Source organism: Saccharibacillus qingshengii (assembly GCF_013185195.1).
Taxonomy (GTDB): Bacteria; Bacillota; Bacilli; order Paenibacillales; family Paenibacillaceae; genus Saccharibacillus; species Saccharibacillus qingshengii.
In genome coordinates this window covers 213,757-239,758 of the sequence record NZ_JAAZWC010000005.1, presented here as the reverse complement: position 1 = coordinate 239,758, position 26,002 = coordinate 213,757, and the positions used below count along the sequence as shown (strand labels likewise).

The following is a 26,002-nucleotide window of genomic DNA, read 5'->3' as shown; positions in this document are numbered from 1 at the left end:
AACACGCGACCGGAACGAATTTCTCCCGCAGCCGACGAGCTTCTACAACGAATAGGACTTTCTCGACAGCCTGACCGGCGCAAAACTGCGCCGGTTTTTTGGTGAGGAATTTTTTATAGGGACGCAGCATAGGAGGCCGCGAAACCTTCAGATCGGATACACGACGCCTTGTTCCAGAAACTCCATCTTGCCTGTCCGTCCCACAAACCGATCGCGATTGTCCGCGTAATGCATCAGTTTGGTTATCGCCTGGATCTCTTCGGGAAGCGACAGCAGTTCATCCAGCGTCGTATGCACCGCTCCCGGACCTTCCAGCTGCACTTCGTGCAAAATACGGCGCACGCCCCGGTCGCGAACCAGCGTCGTGAGCAGTTCGGGATCGAACGTCATGTCGGCACTGTAGAACACATCGCGGTTGAGAATAAGCGAGTAACTTTTTTTGCCGGCAATATGTTCGGTATGCACTAGTTCGACGCAGAGGTTCGGCGCCAGCTCCTGCACATCGCCGACCCGCAGCGGACGGACCTCGAACGCGTCTTCGAGTTTGTCCAGTCCTTCCTGGGTCATCCCGCCCGAGAGCGTGTTTTGCCACAACGGATCGACGAGCGATTCGGGTACAATCAGCACCGGACGGCGTCCATGCTTGAATTTCATCTGGAATCCGTATTCTTCGAGCCCTCCGACATGATCGCCGTGCGTATGTGTGATCAGGACCGCGTCCAGTTCTTCCATTCCGATTCCCAGCTCGTACAGCGCCAGCGGTGCGGTAATGCCGCAGTCGATCAGCAGCTTGAAACCATCCTGTTCGATCAGCGCGTTGTTATTGAAGTATTTTTTCGCAAAAGCGTTGCCGGTTCCGATCATTTGAAGGTTCATTGCGCATGCCCCCAGTTCCGTATTCGGCGAGCAGTGGATGCAGGCCGTTTCTTTCGAATCATTATGGACGATTTCCCGGCGGGAATCAACAAACGGACCGCAACTTGACAGAAGGGAATGAGTATACATTGATAAGAACGGTCTTGAGAAAAGGCCGGCAGGCGTTGCAGAGGGAAAAGCTTCGACCTGTGAAGATTCGAACGATAGAGAGAGGATGACGCCCGAACATGAGGTGGAAAAGAATTGCGGTCTGTGCGCTGGCTTTGTCGCTGCTCAGCGGCTCCACGGTATTGGCTGACTCGGCCCTACAGAAAATAAAGGTCCTCATCAACGGGAATGCGGTGAGCACGGGCGGTTACCTGATCGATGGGACGACTTACGTGCCGGTACGCGAATTCGACGGACTGGCCGAATACAACGAAAACACCAAATCGGTCAGCTTCACCAAGCCAAACGTCGATATTTTTCTGTTCAAAGGAGATACGCCGTTCGGCAACGTCAGCGTAGGCAAGCTGAAGTTCTATATCTTCTCGCAGATCGACGGCCTGAACACCGATATCGAAGCCGTCAAGGTCGTGATGCGGAATCCGGCCGGAGAAGCCAAAGATATCCAGTCCCAGGAGCTGAGCTCGCGCAAGGACAATTTCTGGTTCAAGACCTATGATTTCACTTACGATTTCAGCAGAGCGGGCAAGTATTACGTCGAATTTTATATCAAAAAAAGCGGCAGTCCCTACTCGATGGTCGCACAGAAAACGATCAACGCCGTCGATTGAAAATAGGCTTGTACCTTGACCGATAACGATGTTGGGTTACGCCCATCGAAAACCCGCTTGAACCGTGCGTGTTTCCGATGAACGAAAACCTCAGATTTGATTCGGTCAAGGTACTAGTTTCTCAAATTGACCTCCTACGGGCGAAGTGGTAGGATAAACGTTGTTGATTAAATTTTAGGGCGTACATGCGGCATGCGCATACGCCGTAGGAAACGGGGTTTCACAATGAGCGAACACGAACATAACCATGCCCACAATCACGAGCACGGTGAGGATTGCGGACATGACCATAGCCAGGATGAAGAAATCGTAGTCGCGTTCAGCGACGAAGAAGGCAACGAGAAGGAAATGGTACTCGTTCAGACTTTCGACGTTGGCGAAGACGTTTATGCGCTGCTGCTTGAGCGCAATAATCCGGAAGCGGACGGCTTTATTCTGCGCCTCGAAGAAGAAGACGGCGAGACCGTTCTTGTCAACATCGAGGAAGAAGAAGAGTGGGCCAAAGTCGAAGCGGCTTATAACGAGCTGGTTGCGGCGCAGGGCGAAGAAGAGTAATCGGGACGCGCGCCGCTTGCTGCGCACGATTGCCAACACAAAAACGGATGTTCTCCGCGAGAGCATCCGTTTTTGTGTTGGCGCTTTGGCCGGCGCAGCTTCTATCTCCTGCCGAAGTCTGTCTGTGCGGGCCAAACAATCAAAAAGACGGCCGCATTCAAGCGGCCGCCGCTGGCCCGGTCTTCGGGCCGTGAAAAGCTCTGACGAAACGAAGATGAAACGAACAGGCGTCTTCTTACCGGATCGCGCCCGGTTCGACGATAACCTTGACGAAGCGTACACTGCGGTCTTCGGGTCCTTTGACCGGCAGGCCGACTTCGACATGATCGACGATGTAGTTGATGTTGTCCTGCGAGATGACTTCGCCCGGCAGCAGAATCGGAATGCCCGGCGGGTAGACGTAGATGAATTCCGCAATAATGCGGTCGGCGGATTCCCGGAGCGGGATCGATTCCGTCTCGCCGTAGAAAGCGTCCCGCGGCAGAATCGCCAAATGCGGAATATCCGGAATTTTGACGACCAGTTCCTTGACTTCCTTGCCTTGGTTCAGGAATTCTTCGGACATCTCGCGCAGTGCGTTCAGCAGGATCCGGATCGTGTCTTCATTGTCGCCGGCCGTGATCAGGCAGAGCACATTGTACATATCGCTCATTTCGACTTCGATGTTATGATTGTCGCGGAGCCAGTTCTCGGCTTCGTAACCGGTAATGCCGAGTCGTCTGACCTGGATCGTAATCTTGGTCGGATCGTAATCGAACGTCGCTTCGCTGCCAAGAATTTCTTCGCCGAAGCAGTACAGGCCTTCGATCTGATTGATGGCGCTCCGCGCATAGTCGGCGAAATCGAGCGCGCGCTCGGCCATCGCGTAACCGTTCAGCGCGAGCTGGCGGCGGGCGGTATCGAGCGAGGCGAGCAGAATATAGGAAGTCGACGTTGTGGTCAGCATGCTGATCACCGTCTGTACCCGTTTAGGATTGATATAGCCGTTGCGGGTGTTGACGTTCAGCACGGAACTCTGCGTCATCGAACCGCCGAGCTTGTGCACGCTTGTGGCCGCCATATCCGCGCCCGCCTGCATGGCCGAGAGCGGCAGCTGGTCGTGGAAATGGATCAGTACGCCGTGCGCTTCGTCGACGAGTACGGGAACGCCGTAGCTGTGCGACAAGGCGACGATCTGCTGCAGATCGGCACACACGCCGTAGTACGTCGGATTGATGACGAGCAGGGCTTTGGCGTCGGCATGAAGCTTCAGCGCTTTGCGTACCGAGCTGACGGTGATGCCGTGGTCGATCCCGAGATTGGTGTCGCGTTCCGGGGCGATAAATACCGGTTTGGCGCCTGCATAGATGATTGCGCCAAGAATGGATTTATGCACGTTGCGCGGTACGATAATCTTGTCGCCGGGTCCGCAGACAGACAGGATCATCGTGATGATCGCGCTGCTGGTGCCCTGAACGGAGAAGAAGGTGTGCGTCGCGCCGAACGCGTCCGCGGCCAACTTCTGGGCTTCTTCGATCACGCCTGTTGGCTGATGCAAATCGTCGAGAGGAGCGATATTGATCAGGTCTATGGAAAGGGCGTTTTCCCCAATAAATTCACGAAATTCCGGGTCCATCCCCATTCCTTTCTTGTGACCTGGAATGTGAAACTGTACCGGATTTTGGTCCGCATGGCGCTTGAGCGCAGTGAAGAGCGGAGTACGAGCATGATCCATTAGGGTTGTCACAACCTTTCGTGTGCGTAGAGTAATTGAAGCACTTATGAAAAAATCAAACAAACTGAGTATAGCAAAACGGGGCGGGATTGCAAGGACGCAATTTTTATCAAGCCGAATGCGGGGTCGGAGAGTGGAGCGAACGTCTGTTTAATCGGACGGCCGGCGAAGGGGAGAAACAAGGCCCGGTGCGGATTGCCGACCGGAAACGCCGCTTGGGCCGTTAGACTTCCGGCATGCTCTATCTATATAATGGCTAAGGAAGCTTGGCGAATGAGATTTGGCACAGACCAGGCAGCAGACCGCGTGGCTTCGAACGCGGCATGCGCAGAGGCCGCCTGCACTTCAGAGGCACCCGGCCCGAAAGGGGAACATTATGAATGACCGTCTGACTGGATTGAATCCGGCATCCAAACGATTTTCCGTATTCGGATGTTTGTGGATTATCGTATTTTTGACCGAATTCGTCAAAGGAGCCCTGCTTGTTACGGTGCTTCCCGTTTATATGAACGATACGCTGGGGCTGCCGGCCTTTACGATCAGCCTGGCGTTTTCGCTGCAGTACGTAGGCGACAATCTGCTGCGCAGTCCGACAGGCTGGCTGGCCGAACATGTCGGACTGCGCTGGACCATTGTAGGAGGCCTGCTGCTGTCATGGGCGGCGGTGGGCGTGATCGCTTTTTCGATGACGGGCGTCTCGCTTATCGTGGCCTGCACGCTGCTTGGGATCGGGACCGCGCCGATCTGGCCGGTCGTGATGAGCACAATCAGCATGGAAGCGGATCTAAACGGCGGGACCGGCGCGAAAATGGGCAGTATCCAGATCGCGACGCTTGCCGGAACCGGAGCCGGACCGATTATATCCAATCTGCTGGTGGGCGATTCTTACCGGGTCGTGTTCTGGGTACTCTTTGGCGTAATGGCGCTCGTAACGGCCGCCGCCCTGCTGCTTCCGCGGCAGATGCTTGCCCCGCTGACGCCGAAGATGATCCGCCGCCCGCATGCCGGATTTTCTTTTCCCAAAAAGGTTCGCCGCCTCGTCAAACGGCACACGGTCCGCTCGGTATATTCCGTACGCAAAGTGCTGCGTGCGCTAAGCGCACTGAAGCTGACGCCGCTGCTGTATCCGGCCATGTTTCTCCAGTCGTTCGCGATCGGCATCCTGACGCCCGTTATTTCGGTCTATATCCGCAACGAACTGGGTATGACGCCGGGGCAGTTCAACATCCTGCTGATTGTCGGCGGGGGCGTAGCCGTAGTCGGCATGATCCCGGCCGGCCGGATGGTCGACAAATTCGGCACCCGCTGGTTTCTGCATATCGGCTTCCTGATGGCCGTGATCGCCTTGTGCGGACTCGCTTCTACACACGCGATGACGCTCGTCTGGTGCTTCGTACTGACGGCGGGTGCGGGGTTTGCGATGATTCTGCCCGCCTGGAATACGCTCTTGGCCGAGCTTGTCCCCGAGAAAGAGCGCGGAGCGATCTGGGGAGTGTTTCTTACGCTTCAGGGCGTCGGAACCGTCCTGGGCCCCCTGGCCGGCGGCTGGACCTGGGATCATCTCGGTCCCCAGGCACCGTTCTGGGCCAGTGCCATTTCGATGGGTCTGCTGCTGCTGATTCACGCTCCCCTGTCGCGCGCTTCGCGCCGGCGCGCACGGGCGGCTTGAGGATCGGCGCCTATTCTGCGCAGCCAACGAATAAGAGGTTCCCGACAGTCCGAAGCCGCCCTACAAGGGCGGCTCAGGCTGTCGAGAAAGTCCTATTCGTAAGAGAAGCTTGTCAACTGCGGGAGAAATTCGTTTCGGTCGCGTGTTGAAATCGGGGAAAGGGATTGAAATTTAGCAGAATTTCCCCGATTAACGGTGCAAGTTCATATCCTGATTTTGGATGAACTTGCACCACAAAGGCGAACACTATCGTTCCTACACTGAATTTCTCCCTCCGCCTCCTCGCTTCACTTGGGTTCAGACTTTCTCGACACGTTGAGCCGCCCTCCGAGGGCGGCTTTTTGAGTATCGGCGCTTTGCGAAGCCAATCAAACGCGGCCGGAACGGTTAAAGAAAGAAGGCAGCTTGATTCGTCGGATCGATTCCGATTCGGCAGGACTGGAGGAATAGAAGATGCAGCTGAATCTGAACGACAGAATCGTGGTCGTAACGGGAGCGAGTTCCGGGATCGGCTTGGCGGCGGCCCGGCTTTTTCTGGAAGAAGGCGCAAAGGTGGTCGGCGCAAGCCGCCATCCCGACCGGATCCGCGAACTTGGCGGCGAAGACCGGGTGCTTGCGGTCGAAGCGGATCTGAGCACGGCGGAAGGACCGAAGAAACTGGTGGAAGCGGCGATCCAAACGTTCGGCCGCATCGATATTCTGATCAACAATGCGGGCATTTCCCATTCGCGGCTGGACGGATTTCTCGGCACGAGCGACGAGCAGTGGGAAGAGACCTACCTCAACAACCTGATGAGTATGGTCCGTACCTCAAGAGCGGCCATTCCGCATATGACGGCGCAGGGCAAAGGAGTCATTATCAGCATCGCTTCGGAAGATGCGCGCCAGCCGCAGCCGATGTCGGTCGATTATTCGGCATTCAAGGCGGGTCTGCTGAGCCTAGGCAAAGCGCTGTCGCTTGAATTCGGCGGACAGGGGATCCGGGTCAAGACGGTATCTCCCGGACCTACCCATACGAATATCTGGGATCAGCCGGGCGGGATGATCGATGCGATCTCCGAGAAGTTCGGCAAGCCCAAGGACGAAGTCATCGACTTTTTCGTGGACGAGGTGCGGGAACTTCCGGTCGGCCGGATCGGACAGCCCGAAGACATTGCCGCGATGATCGTGTTCCTCGCCTCCGACAAAGCGGAATATGCGGACGGTGCGGAATATCCGGTAAACGGAGGGTCGTTCAAGGGGATGTAGAGTCAAAAAAAGCCGCGGCCGGTTTCCCCTGTGCAGGAGAAGCCGCCGCGGCCCGTCTTGTTGTTAGAAAGCCATCCGGTACAGCGGGAGAAGCGTATCGAAAGTATCTTCGATCGTACGGATCAGCATGTCGCCGTCCTTCACCCGCGGATCGTCTTTTTGCAGGAAACGGCCGCAGAGCACTTCGGATTTCTTGACCGTGCCGAGCCGTTCGGCGATTAAACGAAGCCCTTCGCGGCCGAGTTCCGTATGCGGCGTGCCTCCCGGTTTGGTATGATCGACCGACCAATAGAACTCGTGCTGCGCTTCTTTGGGCACAAGATCGAGCACTTGGCGTTCATGCGTATGCAGCGAGCGGGCGAGAACGGTTTTGTTCGGACTTTCGTAGATGACGGCCATTACGATGAACAGGTAGTCGGCGAACATCCCTACCTGAAAATGCGGCAGCGCTTTGTAGCCCCGTTTGCTTGTCGCCCAGGCGACCCAGGTGTCGTTCGGGGGGTGGACAGTGCGGCGGGCGTGTTTGGCGACATGCGGGTACATTTCTTCGCCGCATTTCGCGGACAGGAACGGCGCGATGCCGCGGCCCAATTCGTCGAGCTTTGGTCTGACGTTCTCGATCAGAGCGTTCATGCGCGGTTCCAAACCTTCTATTTCGAAGACGGAAAAATCTTTTTCGTGAAAACCTTGATTCATGTTCATGCCCCTTTCAAAAATGCGGTTCCCGGAGAACCCGCAGGCGATTCAACGGCCATTATAGCACGAAGCGAAAGGCTGCAAGCAAGTGGAACACATCATGAAGGCTTCATGAAGAGCAATTCCGAGGACTTCACTTTACTAAACAAAACGAGTACAATGAAAATTATTGCAACCCTATTTCATACGCAAAGGATGGAGAACCTAAAATGTCGAAACAGCAAATTGGCGTAGTCGGCCTTGCCGTCATGGGCAAAAATCTGGCGCTCAATATCGAAAGCAAAGGTTTTACCGTCTCGGTATATAACCGCTCCCCGCAGAAGACGCACGATCTGGTCGAGGAAGCCAAAGGCAAGAATCTCGTAGGCACATTCTCGGTGGAAGAATTCGTTCAATCCCTTGAAGTGCCGCGCAAGATCCTGATCATGGTTCAAGCGGGTCCTGCAACGGACGCGACGATCGAGCAGCTGATTCCTTTCCTGGATCAGGGCGACATCATCATCGACGGCGGCAACGCCTACTTCCCGGACACGCAGCGCCGCAGCGACGACCTTGAAGGCCAAGGTTTCCGTTTTATCGGCACAGGCGTATCGGGCGGCGAAGAAGGCGCGCTCAAAGGCCCTGCGATCATGCCGGGCGGACCGAAAAGCGCGTATGAACTGGTCGAGCCGATCCTGACTTCGATTTCGGCTCACGTGGACGGCGAACCTTGCTGTACATACATCGGACCCGGCGGCGCAGGCCACTATGTCAAGATGGTGCACAACGGCATCGAGTACGGCGACATGCAGCTGATCGGCGAAGCTTACCACCTGCTCAAAGACGTGGTCGGCGCCGACACGGACGAGCTGCACCAAATCTTCGGCGAATGGAACAAGGGCGAACTCGACAGCTACCTGATCGAGATCACGACCGACATCTTCTCGCAAAAAGACGAAGAAACGGGCAAAGCGATGGTCGACGTGATCCTCGACTCCGCCGGTCAAAAAGGCACAGGCAAATGGACCAGCCAAAGCGCGCTTGATCTCGGCGTTCCGCTGTCCATGATTACGGAATCCGTATTTGCGCGTTTCCTGTCCGCCATGAAAGAAGAGCGCGTAGCGGCAAGCAAAGTGCTCAGCGGACCGAAAACGGAAGCCTTCTCGGGCGATCGCGCCGAGTTCATCGAGAATGTGCGCAAAGCGCTGTTCGCGAGCAAAATCGTATCGTACGCACAGGGCTTCGCGCAGATGCGTGCCGCTTCCGACGAATACGGCTGGGATCTGCAGTACGGCAAAATCGCGATGATCTTCCGCGGCGGCTGCATCATCCGTTCGCAGTTCCTGCAGAACATCAAAGACGCTTACGAGAAAAACGGCGAACTTGCAAACCTGCTTCTCGACGATTATTTCAAAGACGTCATCGAGAACTACCAGGATTCGTGGCGTAAAGTGATCGCTTCGGCCGTCATGAACGGGATTCCGGTTCCGGGCTTCGCAAGCGCACTGGCTTACTACGACAGCTACCGCACGGAACGTCTGCCGGCGAACCTGCTGCAGGCGCAGCGCGATTACTTCGGCGCCCACACGTTCAAGCGCGTGGACAAAGAAGGCGTCTTCCACCACGAGTGGCTCGACCTGGACAACGGTACGCTTGATCTGCCGGGCACCAAAAACCAATAATCATCGTTCGTTAAGCGCCCGAAAGGGAACTTTTCAAACGACAAAAAGCGGCGGGGGCCGTCTTTCGGGACTGCCCTCGGCCGCTTTTTCTTTTGCTTTTTCATACCTAGGGCAGCGAAAGCTTCGGTATCCAAGGTTGATTTAGCGCTTTACAGCGTCTAATGATTGAATGGACATGCGGAAACGTGTATAGTGGAAAAAGGAAATTCGATGCGATTGGGACGGATTGGCCGCAGCAGGCACAAAAAAGAGCCCGAAGGCTCTTTTTGCATCACTGTGCTTATTCTTCGTTCCATTCGAGCATGCCGCCGGTCATATTGACCACTTTGTCGAAGCCGGACTGCTCCAGATATTCGCAGGCGCGTTCGCTGCGGTAACCGCTGCGGCAGATAAATACCGTTTCGCGGTCGGGATCGAGTTCGTCCAATCGTCCGGCCAGTTGGCCGAGAGGGATATGAACGGCACCGGGGATCATGCCCTGGGCAACTTCTTCGGGCTCGCGTACGTCGATCATCAGCGGGGCATCGCCCCGTTCGATCCGCTCGCGCAGCTCCGAAGGTTCAATCTGTGCAATGGGATTCATGGCTTTCCTGCCTTTCGGTTGGGATATGTTCATGATAGCCAATATCAAAAACTTGTGTCAAATCCAAACCCACAAGCCCGGAGGAGAATCGTCATGGATGTGATTGTCAGACGTACAGAGAGACTGGAAGGCGCCATTGAAGCTTTATCGTCCAAAAACTATACGACCCGTTATCTGCTTGCCGCCGCTTTGGCGGAAGGAACAAGTATTGTACGCTTTCCCGCGCACAGCGAAGACAGCGACGCCATGCGCCGCTGCATTGCGGAGCTCGGAGCGGAACTGGAAGAAGACGACGAGAAGATCGTCATCAAGGGGTTCGGGCGGAACCCCAAGCGGGTCGCCGAGCTGAATGTCGGCAACGCGGGTGCGGTCCTGCGTTTTCTGCTGGCTGTGTCGGCGCTGTCGGAAGACGTCCATTTCGTCAATACGTATCCCGATTCGCTTGGCAAACGTCCGCACGACGATCTGATCGAAGCGCTGCAGCAGATGGGCGCGCAGATCGACCATAACGGCGGCAGACTGCCGATTACGGTCAAAGGCCCTGTCAAAGGCGGAGCGATCACGGTATCCGGCGAGGTCAGCTCCCAGTATCTCAGTGCCCTGCTGTTCCTGACTCCGCTGCTTGAAGAAGACAGCGTAATTACGGTCACGGGAGATTTGAAGTCGAAAGTCGTGGTCGGCCAGACGCTTGAAGTCCTGGAGCAGTCCGGGATCCAAGTCGAAGCCGACGGAGACTATTCCTGCTTCCGAGTACCCGGTGGACAAACTTACCGGGCCGGCGAATACGCGGTGCAGGGGGATTACCCGGGATCGGCGGCGATTCTGTCCGCAGCCGCTGTGCTGCCTTCCGATGTCACGGTTCGCCGCCTGGCCGTACACAGCCGCCAAGGCGAGCGCGCCGTCGTCGACGTGCTGCGCATGATGGAAGCGCCGCTGAGTCATGAGCACGATATTGTGGTCGTCCGGGGAACCGGCGCACTCAAAGCGGTCGAGTTCGACGGTGACGCGGCGACCGATGCCGTGCTTGCCATGGTGGCGGCGGCCGTGTTCGCGGAAGGGACTTCGCGTTTCTACAATGTGGAGAACCTGCGCTACAAAGAGTGCGACCGGATTACCGATTACCTGGCCGAACTGCGCAAAGCCGGCGCGGATGTGGAAGAAACGCAGAGCGAGATTATCGTGCACGGGCGTCCGCAGGGCGTGGCGGGCGGCGTCCGCATCGATTCGCATTACGACCATCGCGTGATTATGGCGCTGACGATCGTGGGTCTGCGCGCCGAGCAGCCGATTACGATTACGGATGCGCATCACGTTGCCAAATCGTACCCGGGCTTTTTTGACGACATGATTGCGCTTGGCGCCAACGTCGAATGGGTAAAAGAATAAGCGAAAGCTTATCCCAGGACCCAAGGAGGAAACAGCCATGCCTTTTCAAAATCCAAGCCGTGAACGGATCGGCGAACTGCTCGAGGCAGCCGGGAATATTGCGGTTGTCGGACTGTCCGACAAGACGGATCGGACATCTTATATGGTAGCCCAAGCGATGCAGTCGCGGGGTTACCGGATCATTCCGGTGAACCCGACGGCAGCCGGAGACACCATTCTCGGCGAGACCTGCTATGCTTCGCTTGCCGATGTGCCCGAGCCGATCGACATCGTCGACGTGTTCCGCCGCAGCGAGTTCTGCGCCGACGTCGCCCGCGAATCCGTGGAAGTCGGCGCGAAGACGCTGTGGCTCCAGTCCGGCGTCTTCAGCGAAGAAGCCGCGCAGATTGCGGGCGATGCCGGTCTCACCGTCATCATGGACCGCTGCATCAAAGTCGAAGACGCTGTTACCGGCGCCGGTTCCCGGCGCTGAACCTGCTTTTTCGCTGAGAACTTCGCAGCGTTTGGGCGAGCCCGACTTTTTGACACCAGCCTTCTGCAAATGCTTGATTCAAACGGTGCCAAGCGATCCCCGATCGCGAGGTGCCGTTTTTGTTTTCCCGCTTCGGGAACAGGCGCTGCAGCTCTGGGGCAGGAACCTTATTCCCGCGCGAAAAAACGCCGTAAATGCTTTGACAAACAATCCTTCAAAGCTTAACATTTGTAGGAAGAGAGGAGAGGGGCATCTTTGAATTGGTTAGGTTCGCTTCAACAGCTTGGCCGGGCCGTGATGATCCCGACAATGGTTCTGCCTGCGGCAGCCATTCTGCTCAGTGTGGGCAGTCTTCCCTGGGAGGTCTGGGGGCTTCCGAGCGTGTCCGAAGCGTTAAACGTGGCCGGATCGGGCGTTCTGCTCTATCTGCCTTATCTGTTTGCCGTAGGGGTGGCTCTCGGCCTTGCCAATCAGGCGGGTTATGCCGGTTTGGCGGCACTGCTGGGCATGACCATCTACGAGCGGGTCATCGATCATTTTGCAAACGGACAGATTCAGCCGACGACGCTGATCGGTATTCTGCTCGGCGTAATCGCGGGCGCACTGTACAATCGCTTCAAAGATCTCAAACTTCCCGAAACGATCCAGTTTTTTGGCGGATCGCGTTTCGTGCTGCTGTTTATGGGGCTGCTGTCGGCGCTGTTCGCTTTTGCCATGCTTGCGATCGGTCCGCTGCTTCAGGCGCTGATCAATCTCATGCATCTCGAAGTGCAGGCCACAGGCGGCTTCGGATTGTTCGTATACGGTATTTTGTACCGGGTGCTGTCGGCTTTTGGGCTGCATCATCTGCTGAATAACGTGGTCTGGTTCCAATTCGGTTCTTACGAGACCGCATCGGGCATGATCGTGCAGGGCGACCTGCCGCGCTTCTTCGCCGGAGATCCGACCGCAGGGTTCTTCATGGCGGGCTTGTTCCCGATCATGATGTTTGCGCTGCCCGCAACGGCGATGGCGGTAATTCACGAAGCGCGCGAGGATTTGAAACCGAAAGTGCGCAAAACGTTCGTTCGCGCCGCACTGGTCTGTTTGCTGACCGGCGTGTCGGAGCAGATCGAATTCGCGTTCCTGTTCGCTTCTCCGTTCCTGTTCGCCCTGCACGCCGTACTCGCAGGATTTGCCATGTGGCTGACCTACGCGCTGGATATTCACCACGGATTCTCGTATTCGGCGGGGCTGATCGATTTCGTGCTCAATTTCCATCTATCGACAAACGGCTGGCTGCTGATTCCGATCGGGATCGTATACGGACTGGGCTATTATATGCTGTTCCGCTGGGCGATCCGCAAATTTCAGATTCCGACGCCGGGACGCGAAGAAGGCTCGACGCTTGAAGATTGGGCCGGTAATATTCCTTACCGCGCTCCGCTGATTTTGCAGGCGCTGGGCGGAAGAGACAACATCGTTCAGGTCCAGGCCTGTATCACCCGTCTGAGACTTACCGTCAAAAGCGATCGGAAGATCGACGGACACGCGCTCAAATCGCTGGGTTCCGCGGGTTTGATCCGGCTTGGCGGCGGTAATGTGCAGGTCGTCTTCGGCACGTACTCGGAGCTGATCCGCGAAGAGATCAACAAGCTGATCGACCGCGAGCTGGATCACGTGCTGTTCGCTTCGCCGGTGCAGGGCCGGATGATGCCGCTCGACGAAGTGCCGGATCAGATTTTTGCCAAGAAACTGGTCGGCGACGGAGTCGCTTTTATTCCTGAAAAAGACGAGCTGGTATCGCCGGTAGCCGGCACGGTGCTGCATATTTATCCGACGCAGCACGCGCTTGGGATCCGGACGAACGAAGATGTCGATGTGCTGCTGCATATCGGAATCGATACTTCGCATATCGAAGGCGCGTTCAAGGCTTTTGTCGAAGTAGGCGATATCGTGGAACCCGGACAGCTGCTGATCCGTTTCGATCTGCCGCTGCTGCGGGAAAAAGCCAAATCGCTCGCCACGCCCATGCTGATCACGAATCCGGATCGCGTACGGTCCTGGAGTTTCGCGCCGTTCAAAACGGTCAAAAAAGGACAGGCCTCGGTCATGTCGGTCGTGCTGTACGATAAAGATAGAGAAACGGGAGGGGGAGGAAGATGATAATCGGTATCGGAGCCGCACCCGGCGTAGCGATCGGCAGAGCTTTCGTTCTGCCGACATGGGAATGGGATGTGCCGGATCAGAAGATGGATGTTGTCGATCTGACGCGCGAATTCGAACGTTTGACCGAAGGCATCCGCACATCCCGCTGCGAGATCGAGGACATGAAAAAAGAGGTCAAGGAAATGGTCGGACCGGAGGAATCGAGTATCTTCGATGCCCATCTGGCGATCCTGGAAGATCCGGTATTCATGAGCGAAATCAAAGGGATTATCGAGCGGCAGTACAAGGCGGCGGAAGTGGCGGTCAAGGAAGCGATCGATCACTTCGTCACCATGTTCGACCTGCTCGACGACGAATATATGAAGGAACGCGCGACCGACATCAAGGATGTGGGCAACCGCCTGCTCAAGCATCTGCTCGGAGCACCCGAGATCAAACTTCCTTCCGACACGCAGCCGTATATTCTGGTCGCCAAAGAACTGTCGCCTTCCCAGCTGGTGCATCTCAATCCGAAGCATGTGCTCGGTATTGTCACGCTGATCGGCGGCAAGACGTCGCATTCGGCAATTATGTCGCGCGCGATCGGGATCCCGCTGGTAGCGGGCCTCGAAGGCAGGCGCGAAGAGCCGTTCCAGACCGGCGAGCTGCTGGTCATCGACGGCGAAGAAGGCGTGGTGTTCATTGATCCCGACGAAGAGACGCAGCGCGTATACGAAGAGAAACAAAGAAAGCTTCAGCGCAAAAAAGAACAGCTGCAGCTGTTGGCCCAAGTCGATGCGGTCACCCGCGACGGAGAGCACTTGACGCTTGCGGCGAACATCAGCTCGCTGCGGGAACTGGAAACGTCGCTCAAGCACGGCGCCCAGGGAGTGGGTCTGTTCCGAACCGAGTTCCTGTATATGGACCGTTCGGAATTCCCGAGCGAAGACGAACAGTTCGACGTCTACCGCCGTATTGCGCAGGGGGCGGCCGGGCAGCCGGTCGTGATCCGGACCCTGGATATCGGCGGCGACAAACAGCTCGATTATTTCGCGCTTCCGGAAGAAGACAATCCGTTTCTCGGCTACCGGGCAATCCGGATCAGTCTGGACCGGCCGGACCTGTTCCTGACACAGCTTCGGGCCATTCTGCGCGCCAGCGCGTTCGGCGAGGTGCGCGTGCTGTATCCGATGATCTCTTCGGTGGATGAAGTGCTGCAGGCCAAAGCTTTGTTGAAACGGGCCATGGAGCAGTTGGACGACCGGGGAGAAGCCTACAACGCGGATATTCCGGTCGGCATCATGATTGAAGTGCCGGCGGCGGCCGCGATTGCGGATCTGCTGGCGGAAGAAGTCGACTTTTTCAGTATTGGCACAAACGATCTGGTGCAGTACGTACTCGCGGTCGACCGGATGAACGAGCAGATTGCGCATATGTATCATCCGTATCATCCCGCCGTACTGCGGATGCTGCGCATGACCGTAAATGCGGCACGCGAGCGGGGAATCGAAGTGAGCGTCTGCGGCGAGCTGGCCGGCGACGAACGGGCGATCCCGATCTGGCTGGAACTCGGCATCAGCAAGCTCAGTATGTCGCCGCAGTCGCTGCTGCGCGTCAAGCACCGCGTGCTGAACACGTCGGCGGCCGAGGCCCGGGAAACGGGCCGCCAGTGCTTCGGACTGGGCCGCTCGGGCGAGATCGAACGGCTGCTGTCCGAATTCGTGATCCCGGTCGCGGAGAGATAAAGGCTTGTTAATCTACAGCACCCTACAGGACAGCAAAAAACCGCCCTCGACTTGATCGGGAGCGGTTTTTTGCATGTGTTTTGACACGTGATTCCGGGCTGTTCATAAAACGAGAGAGACGTTTTTATTGGGCGGCTTTGGAATTGGCCAGCGCGTCGCAGAAAGCTTTGCCGTAAGGCGGCAGGTCGGGCGGTCTGCGGGCGGACACGATATGGCCGTCGACAACGACGGCTTCATCTTTCCAGATCGCGCCGGCGTTTTCCATATCGTCGCGGATGCCCGGCGTGGAGGTTACCGTAACGCCGTCCAGAATCTTGGCCGAGATCAACACCCAGCCGGCATGACAGATTTGTCCGATCGGCTTTTGGGCTTCATGCATCTCGCGCACCAACTGAAGGACTTTCGGATAGCGGCGCAGTTTGTCCGGCGCCCATCCGCCCGGTACGAGAATACCGTCGTAGTCGGCGCTGCTCAGCTCGTCGAATCCGTATTCAGCTTCGGCGGGAACGCCGTATTTTCCTGTATAAGTTTTGCCTTTTTCCGCTCCGGCCAGATGGACCTCGGCTCCTTCTTCGCGCACGCGATAGACGGGAACCCACAGCTCAAGATCTTCAAATTCCTCATCTACCAATGCAATGACTTTTTTTCCGTCAAGACGCATAAGTCACCGATCCTTTCCTTTGTTTGTAGGGGCTACGAATGTTTCACCTCTTTTATTGTAACAGGATGAAAGAAGCACCGCAAAAAAGCAAAAAACCAAAAATGTTTTTTTGAAAGCGCTTAATTAATTTGTAAAAGAAGCAGGAATTTGCGCAAGACACAGCGAATCTATTGCATGAAGTGCTGCTGCTTGTGGATCAGGTGCCTATTGGCGGGCTTTGGATGTTCAAGCGCGCTGATTCTGACTATCAACATTGGAGGGGATTGTTGGGATGCTGGAACATTGCAAATGCGGACAAAGATACGATCTGGATTTTCGGCTCGTCGATTTCAAAAAGCAGGTCAGCATCGAAAACGTGCCTGTTCTGGCCTGCCCGCAATGCGAACACGAAGAAGTCCTGCACTGGGTCAAAGGAGATTTGACTGCGCTGCTCAACAGCCTGCCGCTCGAAGGAAAGCCCTACGGGATCGATTTTACGGATTTCAACGAGCTGGCCCATATTGTGTACCACATTTTCACCTGCAGCGAAGCGGACACCAAAGAAGCGTTCAAAGCCGAGATTCGGCTCAGCTGCGCGACCCGCATCAATACGCTGCTGGATTTGTACCGCTGCGCCTGCGAAGTGGGGGATCGTGCTTGGATGGACGAAGTCGAGGCGCAGCTGGCCCAGTTGAGCGAGAAAGTCTTCGTCAATGGGCAGGAAGTCCGTTATTCTTCCGTGTGACGGTATCGAAAACGCTCTTTTTGACTTCGATTTGCCGTGTTGTTAAACTGAAAGCGAACATCTGTGTGCAGTATTATCGAATAATTTGGATGTATCGCAGAACGGGAGGAACGACTTATGGCCACTTTTAATCAGATTACAACCAGTGAGCAGCTGGAAGCCCTTATTCAAGAATCCGGTGAAAAGCCGGTCCTGATCTTCAAGCACAGCACCCGCTGCCCGATCAGTTCGAGAGCTTATTTGGAAGCCAAGCGTTATTTGGAAGGTTCGCCGAATCCGGATGCCGCCTATGCGTTGATTCATGTTGTCGAAGACCGTCCGGTCTCGCTCGAAGCGGCCGATCGTCTGGGTGTCGAGCATGCGTCGCCCCAGGCAATCCTGCTCAAAGACGGACAGGCGGTCTGGAACACGTCGCATGCCCGGATTACTTCTTCCGCGCTTCAGGAGGCCCTGTCTTAAGACAGGCGCCTTTTTTGGAAAAAAGTGAAGCGTTAACATTGCACACCAAACAAATTTATCGTATCATGGTACTAATGAAAGCTTGAATGTAATTCATTGAAACATGATTGAAAAATTTACTGGCAATGGAGAGAACAGATGTGACGGTAACTATTTATGATGTGGCGCGCGAAGCTGGCGTTTCGATGGCCACCGTTTCCCGGGTCGTTAACAACAACCCCAACGTGAAGCCGCAAACCCGCAAGAAAGTATATGAGGCGATTGAGCGTCTAGGCTATCGTCCGAACGCTGTAGCACGCGGTCTGGCCAGCAAGAAAACAACGACGGTCGGTGTAGTGATTCCCGATATTTCGAACTCGATTTTCGCAGAGATTGCCCGCGGCATCGAAGACATCGCCAATATGTATCATTACAATATTATTTTGTGCAACGCCGATAAGAAAAAAGACAAAGAAATCCGTGTCATCAATACCCTGCTGGAGAAACAGGTCGACGGTCTGCTGTTCATGGGCGGCACGATTACCGAAGATCACGTCCAGGCGTTCCAGACGGCATCCGTGCCGATCGTTCTTTGCGCAACCAAAGATGAAAACGGTACGATTCCGGCCGTCGATATCGATCATGAAGCGGCTGCTTTCGATGCGGTCAGCACTCTGGTTCGTCACGGTCACCGCGAGATCGCGATGATCAGCGGTACGCTGCAGGATCCGGCAAACGGTTACTCGCGTTTCCAAGGTTACAAGCGTGCGCTTGAAACGGCGGGAATCGAGTATCAGGAAGATCTGGTCCGTATCGGCAATTATCGCTATGAGTCCGGTGTGGAAGCGATGAAGTATTTCCTCGGCCTCAAACGCAAGCCGAGCGCGATCTTCGCCGCAACGGATGAAATGGCGATCGGAGCCATCCACAGCGTACAGGACGAAGGCTATAAAGTGCCGGACGACTTCTCGATTATCAGTGTGGACAATATTCGTATGGCTTCCATGGTACGTCCGCAGCTGACGACTGTCGCTCAACCGATGTACGATATCGGTGCGGTGGCGATGCGTCTGCTGACCAAGCTGATGAAAAAAGAGAACGTCGAAAATTCGCAGGTTATTCTGCCGCACGAAACGATTCTCCGGTTGTCCGTCGCTCGTCTGAACGACTGAACCCGCGTATAATCCGATGAAAAATCCGATTGCCCTGATGGGCGCGATGGATGAAGAAGTCAAGCTTCTGCTTGGCGAGACGGAACATGCCCGCAGCCGCAAAGCTGCGGGCATTACGTTTACCGAAGGCATGTTCCGCGGACAGGATGTGGTGATCTGCCGATGCGGCGTCGGCAAGGTCAACGCTGCTGCGGCTGCGCAGGTTCTGATCAGCGAATTTGGCGTTCGGGCTTTGGTATTTACCGGTGTAGCCGGAGCGCTGCATCCCGATCTTGCGATCGGCGATCTGGTCCTTGCTTCCGAAAGTCTGCAGCACGATATGGATGCGTCGCCGCTTGGTTTTGCTCCGGGCGTGATTCCTTTTCAGGAAGAATCCGTGTTTCCTTCGGATCGGCGACTGGTCGCTTTGGCCGAGCAGTCTTGCCGGGCGGAGAAGATTTCTTTTCGCACAGGACGCATTTTGTCGGGCGATCGCTTTGTGGCCGACCGCCTTGAAGTCGCACGGCTGAGCCGTGAATTCGAAGGACTGTGTACGGAAATGGAAGGAGCGGCGGTGGCTCAGGTCTGCCGGATGAACGGAGTGCCGCATATGGTCATCCGCTCCATGTCCGACAAAGCGAACGGAGAAGCGCCGGGCAGCTTTGCCGAATTTACCAAAGAAGCCTCAGCCCGGTCTTTTGCCGTTGTAGCCGGAATGGTTGAACATTGGACCGGTCTATAAGACGAGCTGACTCTAATCTGGGTCGCGCTGCCCAAGCGGTTCCCAACGTAAATAAAAAGCCCGTGATTACCGAAACTTCGGTAATCACGGGCTTTTTGTATACAACCGCTTGGCGAAGCGGTTACGGACTATCCATATGCAGCGTCTTGGATGGAGGAGATTCCCCGGCTTCGTTGGAAGCCGAGACTCTGAACCAAGCCTTGAACGGAGCCTGGGCCGAATAACTGAATGAAGCGGAGCCTGTACTGCCGATCGCGCTGTAAGGGCCATCCGCTGCCGTACTGTGATAGACGGTATAGGAGGTGGCGCCTTCAGTCGGCTTCCACGTGAGCTGAACGCCGCTTGCCGAAGCCATACCCTGAAGCTGTTTCGGTTCGGCAGGAGCCGTAACCGCAGCAGGCGGAGGAGGTTCTTCTTCCGCAGGCGGCGGAGTCACGACCTCGGCAGAGACTTCCGGCTGCTCTTCTTCGGGCTGCTCTTCTTCGGGCTGCTCGGTTTCGGGCTTGGTGCCTTCGCCTATTTCGCCAAGCTGCTGTTCTTCTTCCGGCTTCGTTTCTTCCGGAGTCTCCACGGCTGGCTGCTCGATAGCATCGTTGGGAACCACAATACCTTCGACCGTTACGCCTTCTTCCGGTACGGTAGGTTCCGCTGCCGGCGCCGTCGGTTCGGAAGGAGGCTGCGGCGATGAAGACGCGCCTACGCTGCGGCTAGGCGCCGATTCTCTGCCGGCTACGTCGACAGCTGTCACGTAGTGGGTGGCAGAACTCGGAGAAATCTGGAACTGCAGGAAGTTCCCGGTCTGAACCGTTCCGGCATATTGGAACGAGCTTCCGCCGTCCCAAGAGCTGTACAGGCGATAACCGACAACATCGTTCTCCGGATTGCCCGTAAAGGCGATTGCGCTGCCCGAATTATCCATCCACACATTGACCGGAGCGGAAGGTACGCTGCCATCGTCCGTACGCGGATCGACTTCCTTCGGCATGTCGACGCCCGCATCCGCAGGAATGTAATACTCGAGCGGCTGGCCGTCGTTCATTTTGGACAATGCGTTTTTGAGTTCGAGAATCAGCTGATTGATCGGCTTCTCCCGGTTGACGGTAACTTTCTTCAGCACCATATCGTCCGGCGTTTCCGGGTGAGGCACGTAATTGACTCCGTTATAGACGATATATTTCGCGTTGACGAGGCCATCGTCATAATCGGTCGGTACATATTTTTCATTGAAAATGTCCGTGACCAACTTGCCCGATTGCACCGTCAATTCGGTTGGCAGTTTGCCGCTGAAGCCCGAGACGGTTTTCGACACGATGCCTTTCGGTTCCGCAAACGTCTTGGTCGGGAACAATTCGGGTTTGAGTGCGGTCACTTCATTCATGATCGTTGCCCACAGGAAGCGGGCGCGTCCTTTGTCATCGTTCATCGTGTTGACCGGTTCGTTGTAGCCCGCCCATACGCCGAGCGTCAGGTCCGGCGTATAGCCCATAAACCAAACGTCGCCGTAATTTTGCGTGGATCCGGTCTTGCCGGCAATCGAGATATTGCCGTACTGCTTGAACAGACCCGGTATGCCGCTTACCCGTGCGTTGCCCGTTCCTTCGCTGACTACCGTCTTCAGCATGTCGGTCATGAGATAGGCGGTCTGCTCGGAGAAGACCCGGCTCGGATTGACCTGGTGCTTGTACACGATATTGCCTTTGGAATCGACGATCTTCTCGATCGTATACGTTTTGTTGAACTCGCCGCCGTTGCCGATCGAACCGTAGGCACCCGCGAGTTCCTGAACGGTAACTCCTTCGCGCATACCGCCGAGAACGCCCGTCGTGTTTTTGTAGTCGTCGTCGGTGATCGTGGTAATGCCCAGCTTTTTGGAGAAGGTCCAAGCGTTCTTGACGCCGACTTTCTCGTTGAAGAGCTTAAGCGCCGGAATATTGAGCGACTGGTTGAGCGCATAACGCGCCGTCACCAGACCCTGATAGCGGCCGTTGGCATTTTTCGGAATGTGGTAGGATGAACCCGAAGGCAGAATGATCGGCGCATCGTCGATCACGCCGGCCGGCTGGATAAGTCCGGCATCGAGCGCAGGCAGGTAGGCTGCAATCGGCTTCATGGTCGAACCCGGCTGCCGTTCCATCTGCGTGGAAAGGTTCATCTCCAGCGTACCGAAACTGCGACCTTCGATCATGCCGAGTACGGCACCCGTCTTCTGGTCGATCAGACTTGCGGCCAGCTGCTGCGGAAGCCCGCCGGGATCCGCAGGACCGAAGTTTGCCGGATTTTCCGCGACCGCGCGCATCGTTTTGTAAATGTCTTTGTCGATGGTCGTGTAGACGCGGTAGCCTCCGGTCAGCAGCAGCTGATTGGCCGCTTCATAAGAGGAACCGTTCTCGCCCGAAGCGGCATCTCCACCCGGGTTCTGCAGAGTCATGACGATTTTGGTCGCTTCGCGTTCGACCTCCGCCATCAGATACGGATAGGTGGCGTAAGCTTTCGGCATTTTGCCGGCCAGCGAACTTTGCAGATCGAATTCGAGCGCTTCGTCATACTCGGCCTGTGTGATTTTGCCGTCTGCCCGCATATTGGATAATACCCGGTGCTGACGGCTGACGGCATTGTCGAAGCCTTTTTTGTTGAATTCCCCTTGGCTGTCAAAAGCGGAATACGTGGTCGGAAGCTGGGGAAGCCCCGACAGATAGGCGGCTTGGGCCAAATTCAGCTGCGCAGGATCGCTGATACCGAAAATACCTTTGGCCGCCGCTTTGACCCCGAACAGATTGTAGCCGGCGGCACCTTTGCCGAACGGCATTTTGTTCAGGTAAGCGGTCATGATTTCTTCCTTGGACAGGAAGCGTTCCATCCGCAGAGACAGGAGGATTTCCTTGATCTTGCGGTCGTTTGTTTTGTCCAGGCTCAAAAATACACGGCGTGCCAACTGCTGCGTCAATGTGCTGCCGCCCGTTTGTACAGGTTCGTTCAGCACTTTTTGTTTGACAGCCCGCAGGGTGCCTTTTGTATCGATACCCGGGTGTTCGTAGAAACTTTTGTCTTCGATCGATACCAGTGCATCGATGACGCTCCGCGGAATCTGGTCGTACACGACAGGTCTGCGGTCTTCATCGGTACGAAGCTGGCCGATCGGGGAATTATCCCTGAAATAAGCAAAGCCCGTAATCGAATTCTGGTCGATTGCCTGTTCAATCGAAGCTCTAGAGCGAACAGGCTCATCCTTGAGGATGGAGGTCACATACCCCGCTGCTGCGCCTCCCCCAAAAAGAACAGCGGCAAAACCCAAAATGACGACCCACTTAAAGAAGGTCAGCATTTTGCGAAGCGGCGATCTTTTTTTGACGGAAGGTTTCGTTTCGGGCTTTTTTTTCTCATCTGCCATTGGCGTATCTTCCTCCTTTGAACAGGGCTTATTATAGCACAAAATCAAGAAAAACAGCATAAGGAATGGGGAGGGGGGCTGAAGGAGGAGGCGAAGACTCCAAGCCGGGAAAAATAGAGGGGCAGGAAGGTTATCCATAAAAAAATACCCGCAAGCTGCAAAGCTTGCGGGTATTTCGATGAGGCTTCCCGAATTAACGGTTGTAGAATTCGACGATTTGCTTTTCATCGATTTCTTGCGAAAGTTCGCCGCGTTCAGGCAGACGGAGGTACTTGGCTTCCATAGCCGTCTCGTTGTACTCGATGTAACCGACAATGTGTGCACGGTTTTCGATAGCTTCCTTGATGGAAGCCATGCCGCGGCTTTTCTCACGAAGGCCGATTACGTCGCCAAGGCTTACTGCGTAAGAAGCGATGTCGACTTTTTTGCCGTTAACCGTTACGTGACCGTGAGCGACCAGCTGACGCGCACCTGCGCGGGAGTTGGCGAAGCCCATACGATACACCAGGTTGTCCAGGCGGCTTTCCAGCAGGAACATGAAGTTCTCGCCGGCGATGCCTTGCATTTTTTGTGCTTTTGCAAACAGTGTGCGGAACTGCTTCTCGCCCAGACCGTACATGTGGCGCAGCTTTTGCTTTTCTTGGAGCTGCATGCCGTAGTTGCTTTGTTTTCTGCGTTGGTTAGCGCCATGCTGACCCGGAGGGAAGTTGCGCTTGAGATCTTTGCCGTTACCGCTCAGGGAAATACCGAGGCGGCGGCTGAGCTTGAATTTAGGGCCTGTATAACGTGCCATATTGGAAAAACTCCTTTGTCATGTGTAATGGCCGGGGAACCGTGTGCGCCGTATTTTGTTTCGCGTACGCAGGCCGGAGACGCTCTTCTCTATATAGAGAGGAAACGAATCAACGTACTCATATCGGGAGAGTTCAGCCGCTGTCCCGATAGCAACAAAACGCGTGAGGGTGACGCACCGTTACACCCAGATACGTAAGTATCCGGCGTTCATACATCACTAAATTTTATAGGATAAACCTTTGTTCGTCAAGCCTAAAAAAGGAAATGAAAAACTTAATTTTTAAACGCAAAAATCGATTGAGCCGAAAGACCCAATGAAAAGGAGAAATACCGAAAAATAAGGTGCAAAAGTGGTGCAAAAAGAGTAATATAAGAAAAAGGTATAAGGAACACGCATACAAGCCCGGCTTTTGCACAGCTTCCATTTTGCGAAACCCGGGCTTTGCAATACGGCAGCGACAGGCATTGTTTTCGGCAAAGGAGAGAAGTTATGTCCGAGCACGCAGGGAAGAACCGGGTGGAGGAAATTCGGCGCGATGAAGTCGGCCAAGCGCTGTTTCCCGTTGTATCCCGCGGCGATCAGTCTTTCTGGATTCAGTTGGTGGATATCGGCACGGCCGATTTCCCTTATATAGAACCTTTGCTAAAAGAAAGCTTTGCCGACTGGCGCGAGCAAAACGCCGCACCCGTATCGAAAGCGGAATGGTTTTTGTTCAGCCATGAAGGAGAAGCCGCTTCCGGCGATCCGGAACTGATCGGCCATTTGAAAGCTCAGCCCGAACATGCTGGCTGGATGTCTCTGGCGACAAGGGAGCCGGTATTCGTTCCGGCCGTGCGTCACGAAGGCGAATATATGCGCACGCGAACGGCTTTTGCCGTTCCGGTCTTCACCCGAAGCGGAGGCGAAGTTTTTGCGGTCCTTGGCTGCGTGGTTCCCGAAGAGGAAGCCGCCGGCATGCTGCGATTGGTAGAGATGGCCGCCGCGCATTTCCGGACCTGTTTCTACCAGAGGCTGGAGTATTCCTTCGTTTACGATACGCTGTACACCCGGCAAGCCGGCGCCTCCGCGTTAAATGGAGATTCGGCGCTATTTCGTATGGTCCGAAGACTGTATGACAAGTTCAACGTGGACGGGGTCTTGGAAGAACTGCTGCGCATCGTATTGGTTCTGTATCCGTCGGCTCGCTGTCAGCTTCTGATGACGCAGGATTACCAGAGCTCGAATCCGCAGCTTCAATCCTTCATGCTGGATCAGCGCAAGCAGGATATCAGTATGGAGGCTTTTATGAAAGGAAGCGTGGAAGTCGAAGCGGTTCCGTCACCGACCTATCCGAAGCGGATCGAAGCGGCGCTTCCCCTGGCGGGGCATCAAGGCATCTACGGCGTGTTCCACTTTACGCTGGATCTGCCGCCGGACCGTCTCGATACGCGCCTGCTTGGCATGATCGCGGATACGGCGGGCAAAGCTTTTGAGAATGCCAAGTTATACGAGCAGTCCAATCTGCTGATTCGCGAACTACTGCTGATCAACGAGCTGACCAAGCGTCTGAACCAGAATCTGCAGCTCAGCGACGTTTTTGCTTTTGCCATTCAGGAGCTGGTGGGCATTTTCCGTGCGGACTACTGCTGCATTGTCAAAGACAATCCGGCGCAGCAGCGCTTCGATGTGATGGCCTGTAGTCTTCCCGAACTTCAAGGGTCTTCCTTCAGCCGGGATTACGGATTTGCGGGAACCGTGCTGCGTACGCAGGAACCGCTGATCGTATCGGATTATCTGGAGTCTTCGATCCCGTCGCGCTTTATGGAACTGGCCGAAGCCCGTTCGATGATTGCGGCTCCGCTGATCTCGAACGGCAAAGCAATGGGCGCGGTACTGCTCGCTCAGCGCGAACACCATTATTTTTCTTACGAAAACTTCAAACTGCTGCAGATGCTGTCGACGCATATCGGACTGGCCGTCAGCAATGCGACCCTGCATGCGGAACTTGAACGCATGGCCAACCGCGATACGCTGACGGGACTGTACGTGAGACGTTATCTCGACGAGCGGATCCACGCCCATCAACTGCAGGGCTCCAAAGGCTCGCTGCTTGTTATCGATATCGACCGGTTCAAGCAGGTCAATGATACGTACGGTCACCAGATCGGAGACTCCATTTTGCAGCAGGTGAGCGGGATGATTGTGCAGTCGATCCGCGACACGGATGTCTCGGCCCGCTGGGGAGGCGAAGAACTCGCGGTGTATTTCCCGGAAACGGCGCTTCAGGAAGCGTTGATCGTAGCCGAACGGATCCGCAGTTTCGTCGAAGAAGAGACTCATCCGACGGTTACGGTATCCTGCGGAGTCGCCGAATGGGCGCAAAAAGATATGACGATCAGTGTCGAATCGCTTTTTTATCGCGCGGATATGGCTCTTTACCAAGCCAAGAACAGCGGTCGCAACCGGATTCGGGCCGCGGTCGGCGATTGAACGCAAAATTTGGGGAAGCTCCGTACGGCCGAGGCCGTTCGGGACTTTTTTGCACGCCGGAAAAGGTTCATGCGATGACTTCAAGCGGCGGAAGTGCTACAATAGTAAGGCTATCGGCGGCTTTG

At 55.6% G+C, this 26,002-nt stretch carries 21 protein-coding genes; 14 read left to right on the top strand and 7 right to left on the bottom strand.

The annotated features are described in order from the left end of the window. Positions 1-147 precede the first annotated feature (147 nt). Complete coding sequence (locus tag HRQ60_RS06920) at positions 148-876, bottom strand: MBL fold metallo-hydrolase (protein WP_172194906.1); 729 nt, start codon at positions 874-876, stop codon at positions 148-150. A 227-nt stretch (positions 877-1,103) separates the two neighbouring features. Between HRQ60_RS06920 and HRQ60_RS06915 the strand changes: the two genes are divergently transcribed. Then, on the top strand, positions 1,104-1,652 hold the full coding sequence (locus tag HRQ60_RS06915) for a stalk domain-containing protein (RefSeq protein WP_172194905.1): 549 nt from the start codon (positions 1,104-1,106) through the stop codon (positions 1,650-1,652). 225 nt (positions 1,653-1,877) lie between these two features. After that, positions 1,878-2,207 (top strand): DUF1292 domain-containing protein, encoded by a 330-nt coding sequence (locus tag HRQ60_RS06910; protein WP_172194904.1) that lies wholly within the window; start codon positions 1,878-1,880, stop codon positions 2,205-2,207. A gap of 235 nt (positions 2,208-2,442) precedes the next feature. Here the strand turns inward: HRQ60_RS06910 and HRQ60_RS06905 are convergent, their stop codons facing one another. Beyond that, positions 2,443-3,921, bottom strand: coding sequence for an aminotransferase class I/II-fold pyridoxal phosphate-dependent enzyme (locus HRQ60_RS06905; protein ID WP_172194903.1), 1,479 nt, complete (start codon positions 3,919-3,921; stop codon positions 2,443-2,445). A gap of 376 nt (positions 3,922-4,297) precedes the next feature. On the opposite strand from HRQ60_RS06905, the gene HRQ60_RS06900 reads away from it, so the two are divergent. Together HRQ60_RS06900 and HRQ60_RS06895 are read left to right on the top strand one after the other, a co-directional pair. Then, entirely contained in the window at positions 4,298-5,590 is a 1,293-nt protein-coding gene (locus HRQ60_RS06900) for an MFS transporter (protein ID WP_172194902.1), read from the top strand. 453 nt (positions 5,591-6,043) lie between these two features. After that, entirely contained in the window at positions 6,044-6,838 is a 795-nt protein-coding gene (locus tag HRQ60_RS06895; protein WP_172194901.1) for an SDR family NAD(P)-dependent oxidoreductase, read from the top strand. Between the two features lie 63 nt (positions 6,839-6,901). Here the strand turns inward: HRQ60_RS06895 and HRQ60_RS06890 are convergent, their stop codons facing one another. Next, complete coding sequence (locus tag HRQ60_RS06890; protein ID WP_425501630.1) at positions 6,902-7,534, bottom strand: YktB family protein; 633 nt, start codon at positions 7,532-7,534, stop codon at positions 6,902-6,904. Between the two features lie 209 nt (positions 7,535-7,743). Between HRQ60_RS06890 and gndA the strand changes: the two genes are divergently transcribed. Continuing rightward, positions 7,744-9,195, top strand: coding sequence for an NADP-dependent phosphogluconate dehydrogenase (gene gndA, locus HRQ60_RS06885; RefSeq protein ID WP_172194899.1), 1,452 nt, complete (start codon positions 7,744-7,746; stop codon positions 9,193-9,195). Positions 9,196-9,475: 280 nt separating this feature from the next. Here the strand turns inward: gndA and HRQ60_RS06880 are convergent, their stop codons facing one another. Next, positions 9,476-9,778 (bottom strand): rhodanese-like domain-containing protein, encoded by a 303-nt coding sequence (locus tag HRQ60_RS06880; protein ID WP_172194898.1) that lies wholly within the window; start codon positions 9,776-9,778, stop codon positions 9,476-9,478. 93 nt (positions 9,779-9,871) lie between these two features. Here HRQ60_RS06880 and aroA point away from each other — a divergent pair, with 93 nt between their 5' ends. The 4 genes from aroA to ptsP all read left to right on the top strand — a co-directional run bounded on the left by aroA (position 9,872) and on the right by ptsP (position 15,508). Next, a complete protein-coding gene (gene aroA, locus HRQ60_RS06875; RefSeq protein ID WP_172194897.1) occupies positions 9,872-11,164 on the top strand; it encodes a 3-phosphoshikimate 1-carboxyvinyltransferase in 1,293 nt (430 codons plus the stop codon). 37 nt (positions 11,165-11,201) lie between these two features. Beyond that, on the top strand, positions 11,202-11,636 hold the full coding sequence (locus HRQ60_RS06870) for a CoA-binding protein (RefSeq protein ID WP_172194896.1): 435 nt from the start codon (positions 11,202-11,204) through the stop codon (positions 11,634-11,636). Positions 11,637-11,891: 255 nt separating this feature from the next. Continuing rightward, positions 11,892-13,781: a glucose PTS transporter subunit IIA gene (locus HRQ60_RS06865; RefSeq protein ID WP_172194895.1), complete on the top strand. Its 1,890-nt coding sequence runs from the start codon at positions 11,892-11,894 to the stop codon at positions 13,779-13,781. Continuing rightward, positions 13,778-15,508, top strand: a complete 1,731-nt coding sequence (ptsP, locus tag HRQ60_RS06860) for a phosphoenolpyruvate--protein phosphotransferase (RefSeq protein WP_172194894.1) — start codon at positions 13,778-13,780, stop codon at positions 15,506-15,508. Before HRQ60_RS06865 ends, ptsP begins: the two co-directional genes overlap by 4 nt. A 124-nt stretch (positions 15,509-15,632) precedes the next feature. Here ptsP and HRQ60_RS06855 read toward each other — a convergent pair whose 3' ends face one another. Then, positions 15,633-16,169 (bottom strand): type 1 glutamine amidotransferase domain-containing protein, encoded by a 537-nt coding sequence (locus HRQ60_RS06855; RefSeq protein WP_172194893.1) that lies wholly within the window; start codon positions 16,167-16,169, stop codon positions 15,633-15,635. A gap of 271 nt (positions 16,170-16,440) precedes the next feature. On the opposite strand from HRQ60_RS06855, the gene HRQ60_RS06850 reads away from it, so the two are divergent. The 4 genes from HRQ60_RS06850 (at position 16,441) to HRQ60_RS06835 (ending at position 19,224) form a co-directional block, all read left to right on the top strand. Further along, on the top strand, positions 16,441-16,893 hold the full coding sequence (locus tag HRQ60_RS06850) for a hypothetical protein (RefSeq protein ID WP_172194892.1): 453 nt from the start codon (positions 16,441-16,443) through the stop codon (positions 16,891-16,893). A 117-nt stretch (positions 16,894-17,010) separates the two neighbouring features. Next, positions 17,011-17,352: a bacillithiol system redox-active protein YtxJ gene (ytxJ, locus tag HRQ60_RS06845; RefSeq protein WP_172194891.1), complete on the top strand. Its 342-nt coding sequence runs from the start codon at positions 17,011-17,013 to the stop codon at positions 17,350-17,352. 140 nt (positions 17,353-17,492) lie between these two features. Then, complete coding sequence (gene ccpA / locus HRQ60_RS06840; RefSeq protein WP_172194890.1) at positions 17,493-18,503, top strand: catabolite control protein A; 1,011 nt, start codon at positions 17,493-17,495, stop codon at positions 18,501-18,503. 16 nt (positions 18,504-18,519) lie between these two features. After that, complete coding sequence (locus tag HRQ60_RS06835; RefSeq protein WP_172194889.1) at positions 18,520-19,224, top strand: 5'-methylthioadenosine/adenosylhomocysteine nucleosidase; 705 nt, start codon at positions 18,520-18,522, stop codon at positions 19,222-19,224. Between the two features lie 121 nt (positions 19,225-19,345). On the opposite strand, the gene HRQ60_RS06830 is transcribed toward HRQ60_RS06835, so the two are convergent. Together HRQ60_RS06830 and rpsD are read right to left on the bottom strand one after the other, a co-directional pair. Continuing rightward, positions 19,346-22,612: a penicillin-binding protein 1A gene (locus HRQ60_RS06830; RefSeq protein ID WP_172194888.1), complete on the bottom strand. Its 3,267-nt coding sequence runs from the start codon at positions 22,610-22,612 to the stop codon at positions 19,346-19,348. A gap of 193 nt (positions 22,613-22,805) precedes the next feature. Next, on the bottom strand, positions 22,806-23,405 hold the full coding sequence (rpsD, locus tag HRQ60_RS06825; protein WP_172194887.1) for a 30S ribosomal protein S4: 600 nt from the start codon (positions 23,403-23,405) through the stop codon (positions 22,806-22,808). A 492-nt stretch (positions 23,406-23,897) separates the two neighbouring features. Here rpsD and HRQ60_RS06820 point away from each other — a divergent pair, with 492 nt between their 5' ends. After that, a complete protein-coding gene (locus HRQ60_RS06820; protein WP_172194886.1) occupies positions 23,898-25,877 on the top strand; it encodes a sensor domain-containing diguanylate cyclase in 1,980 nt (659 codons plus the stop codon). The last annotated feature ends 125 nt before the right edge of the window (positions 25,878-26,002 follow it).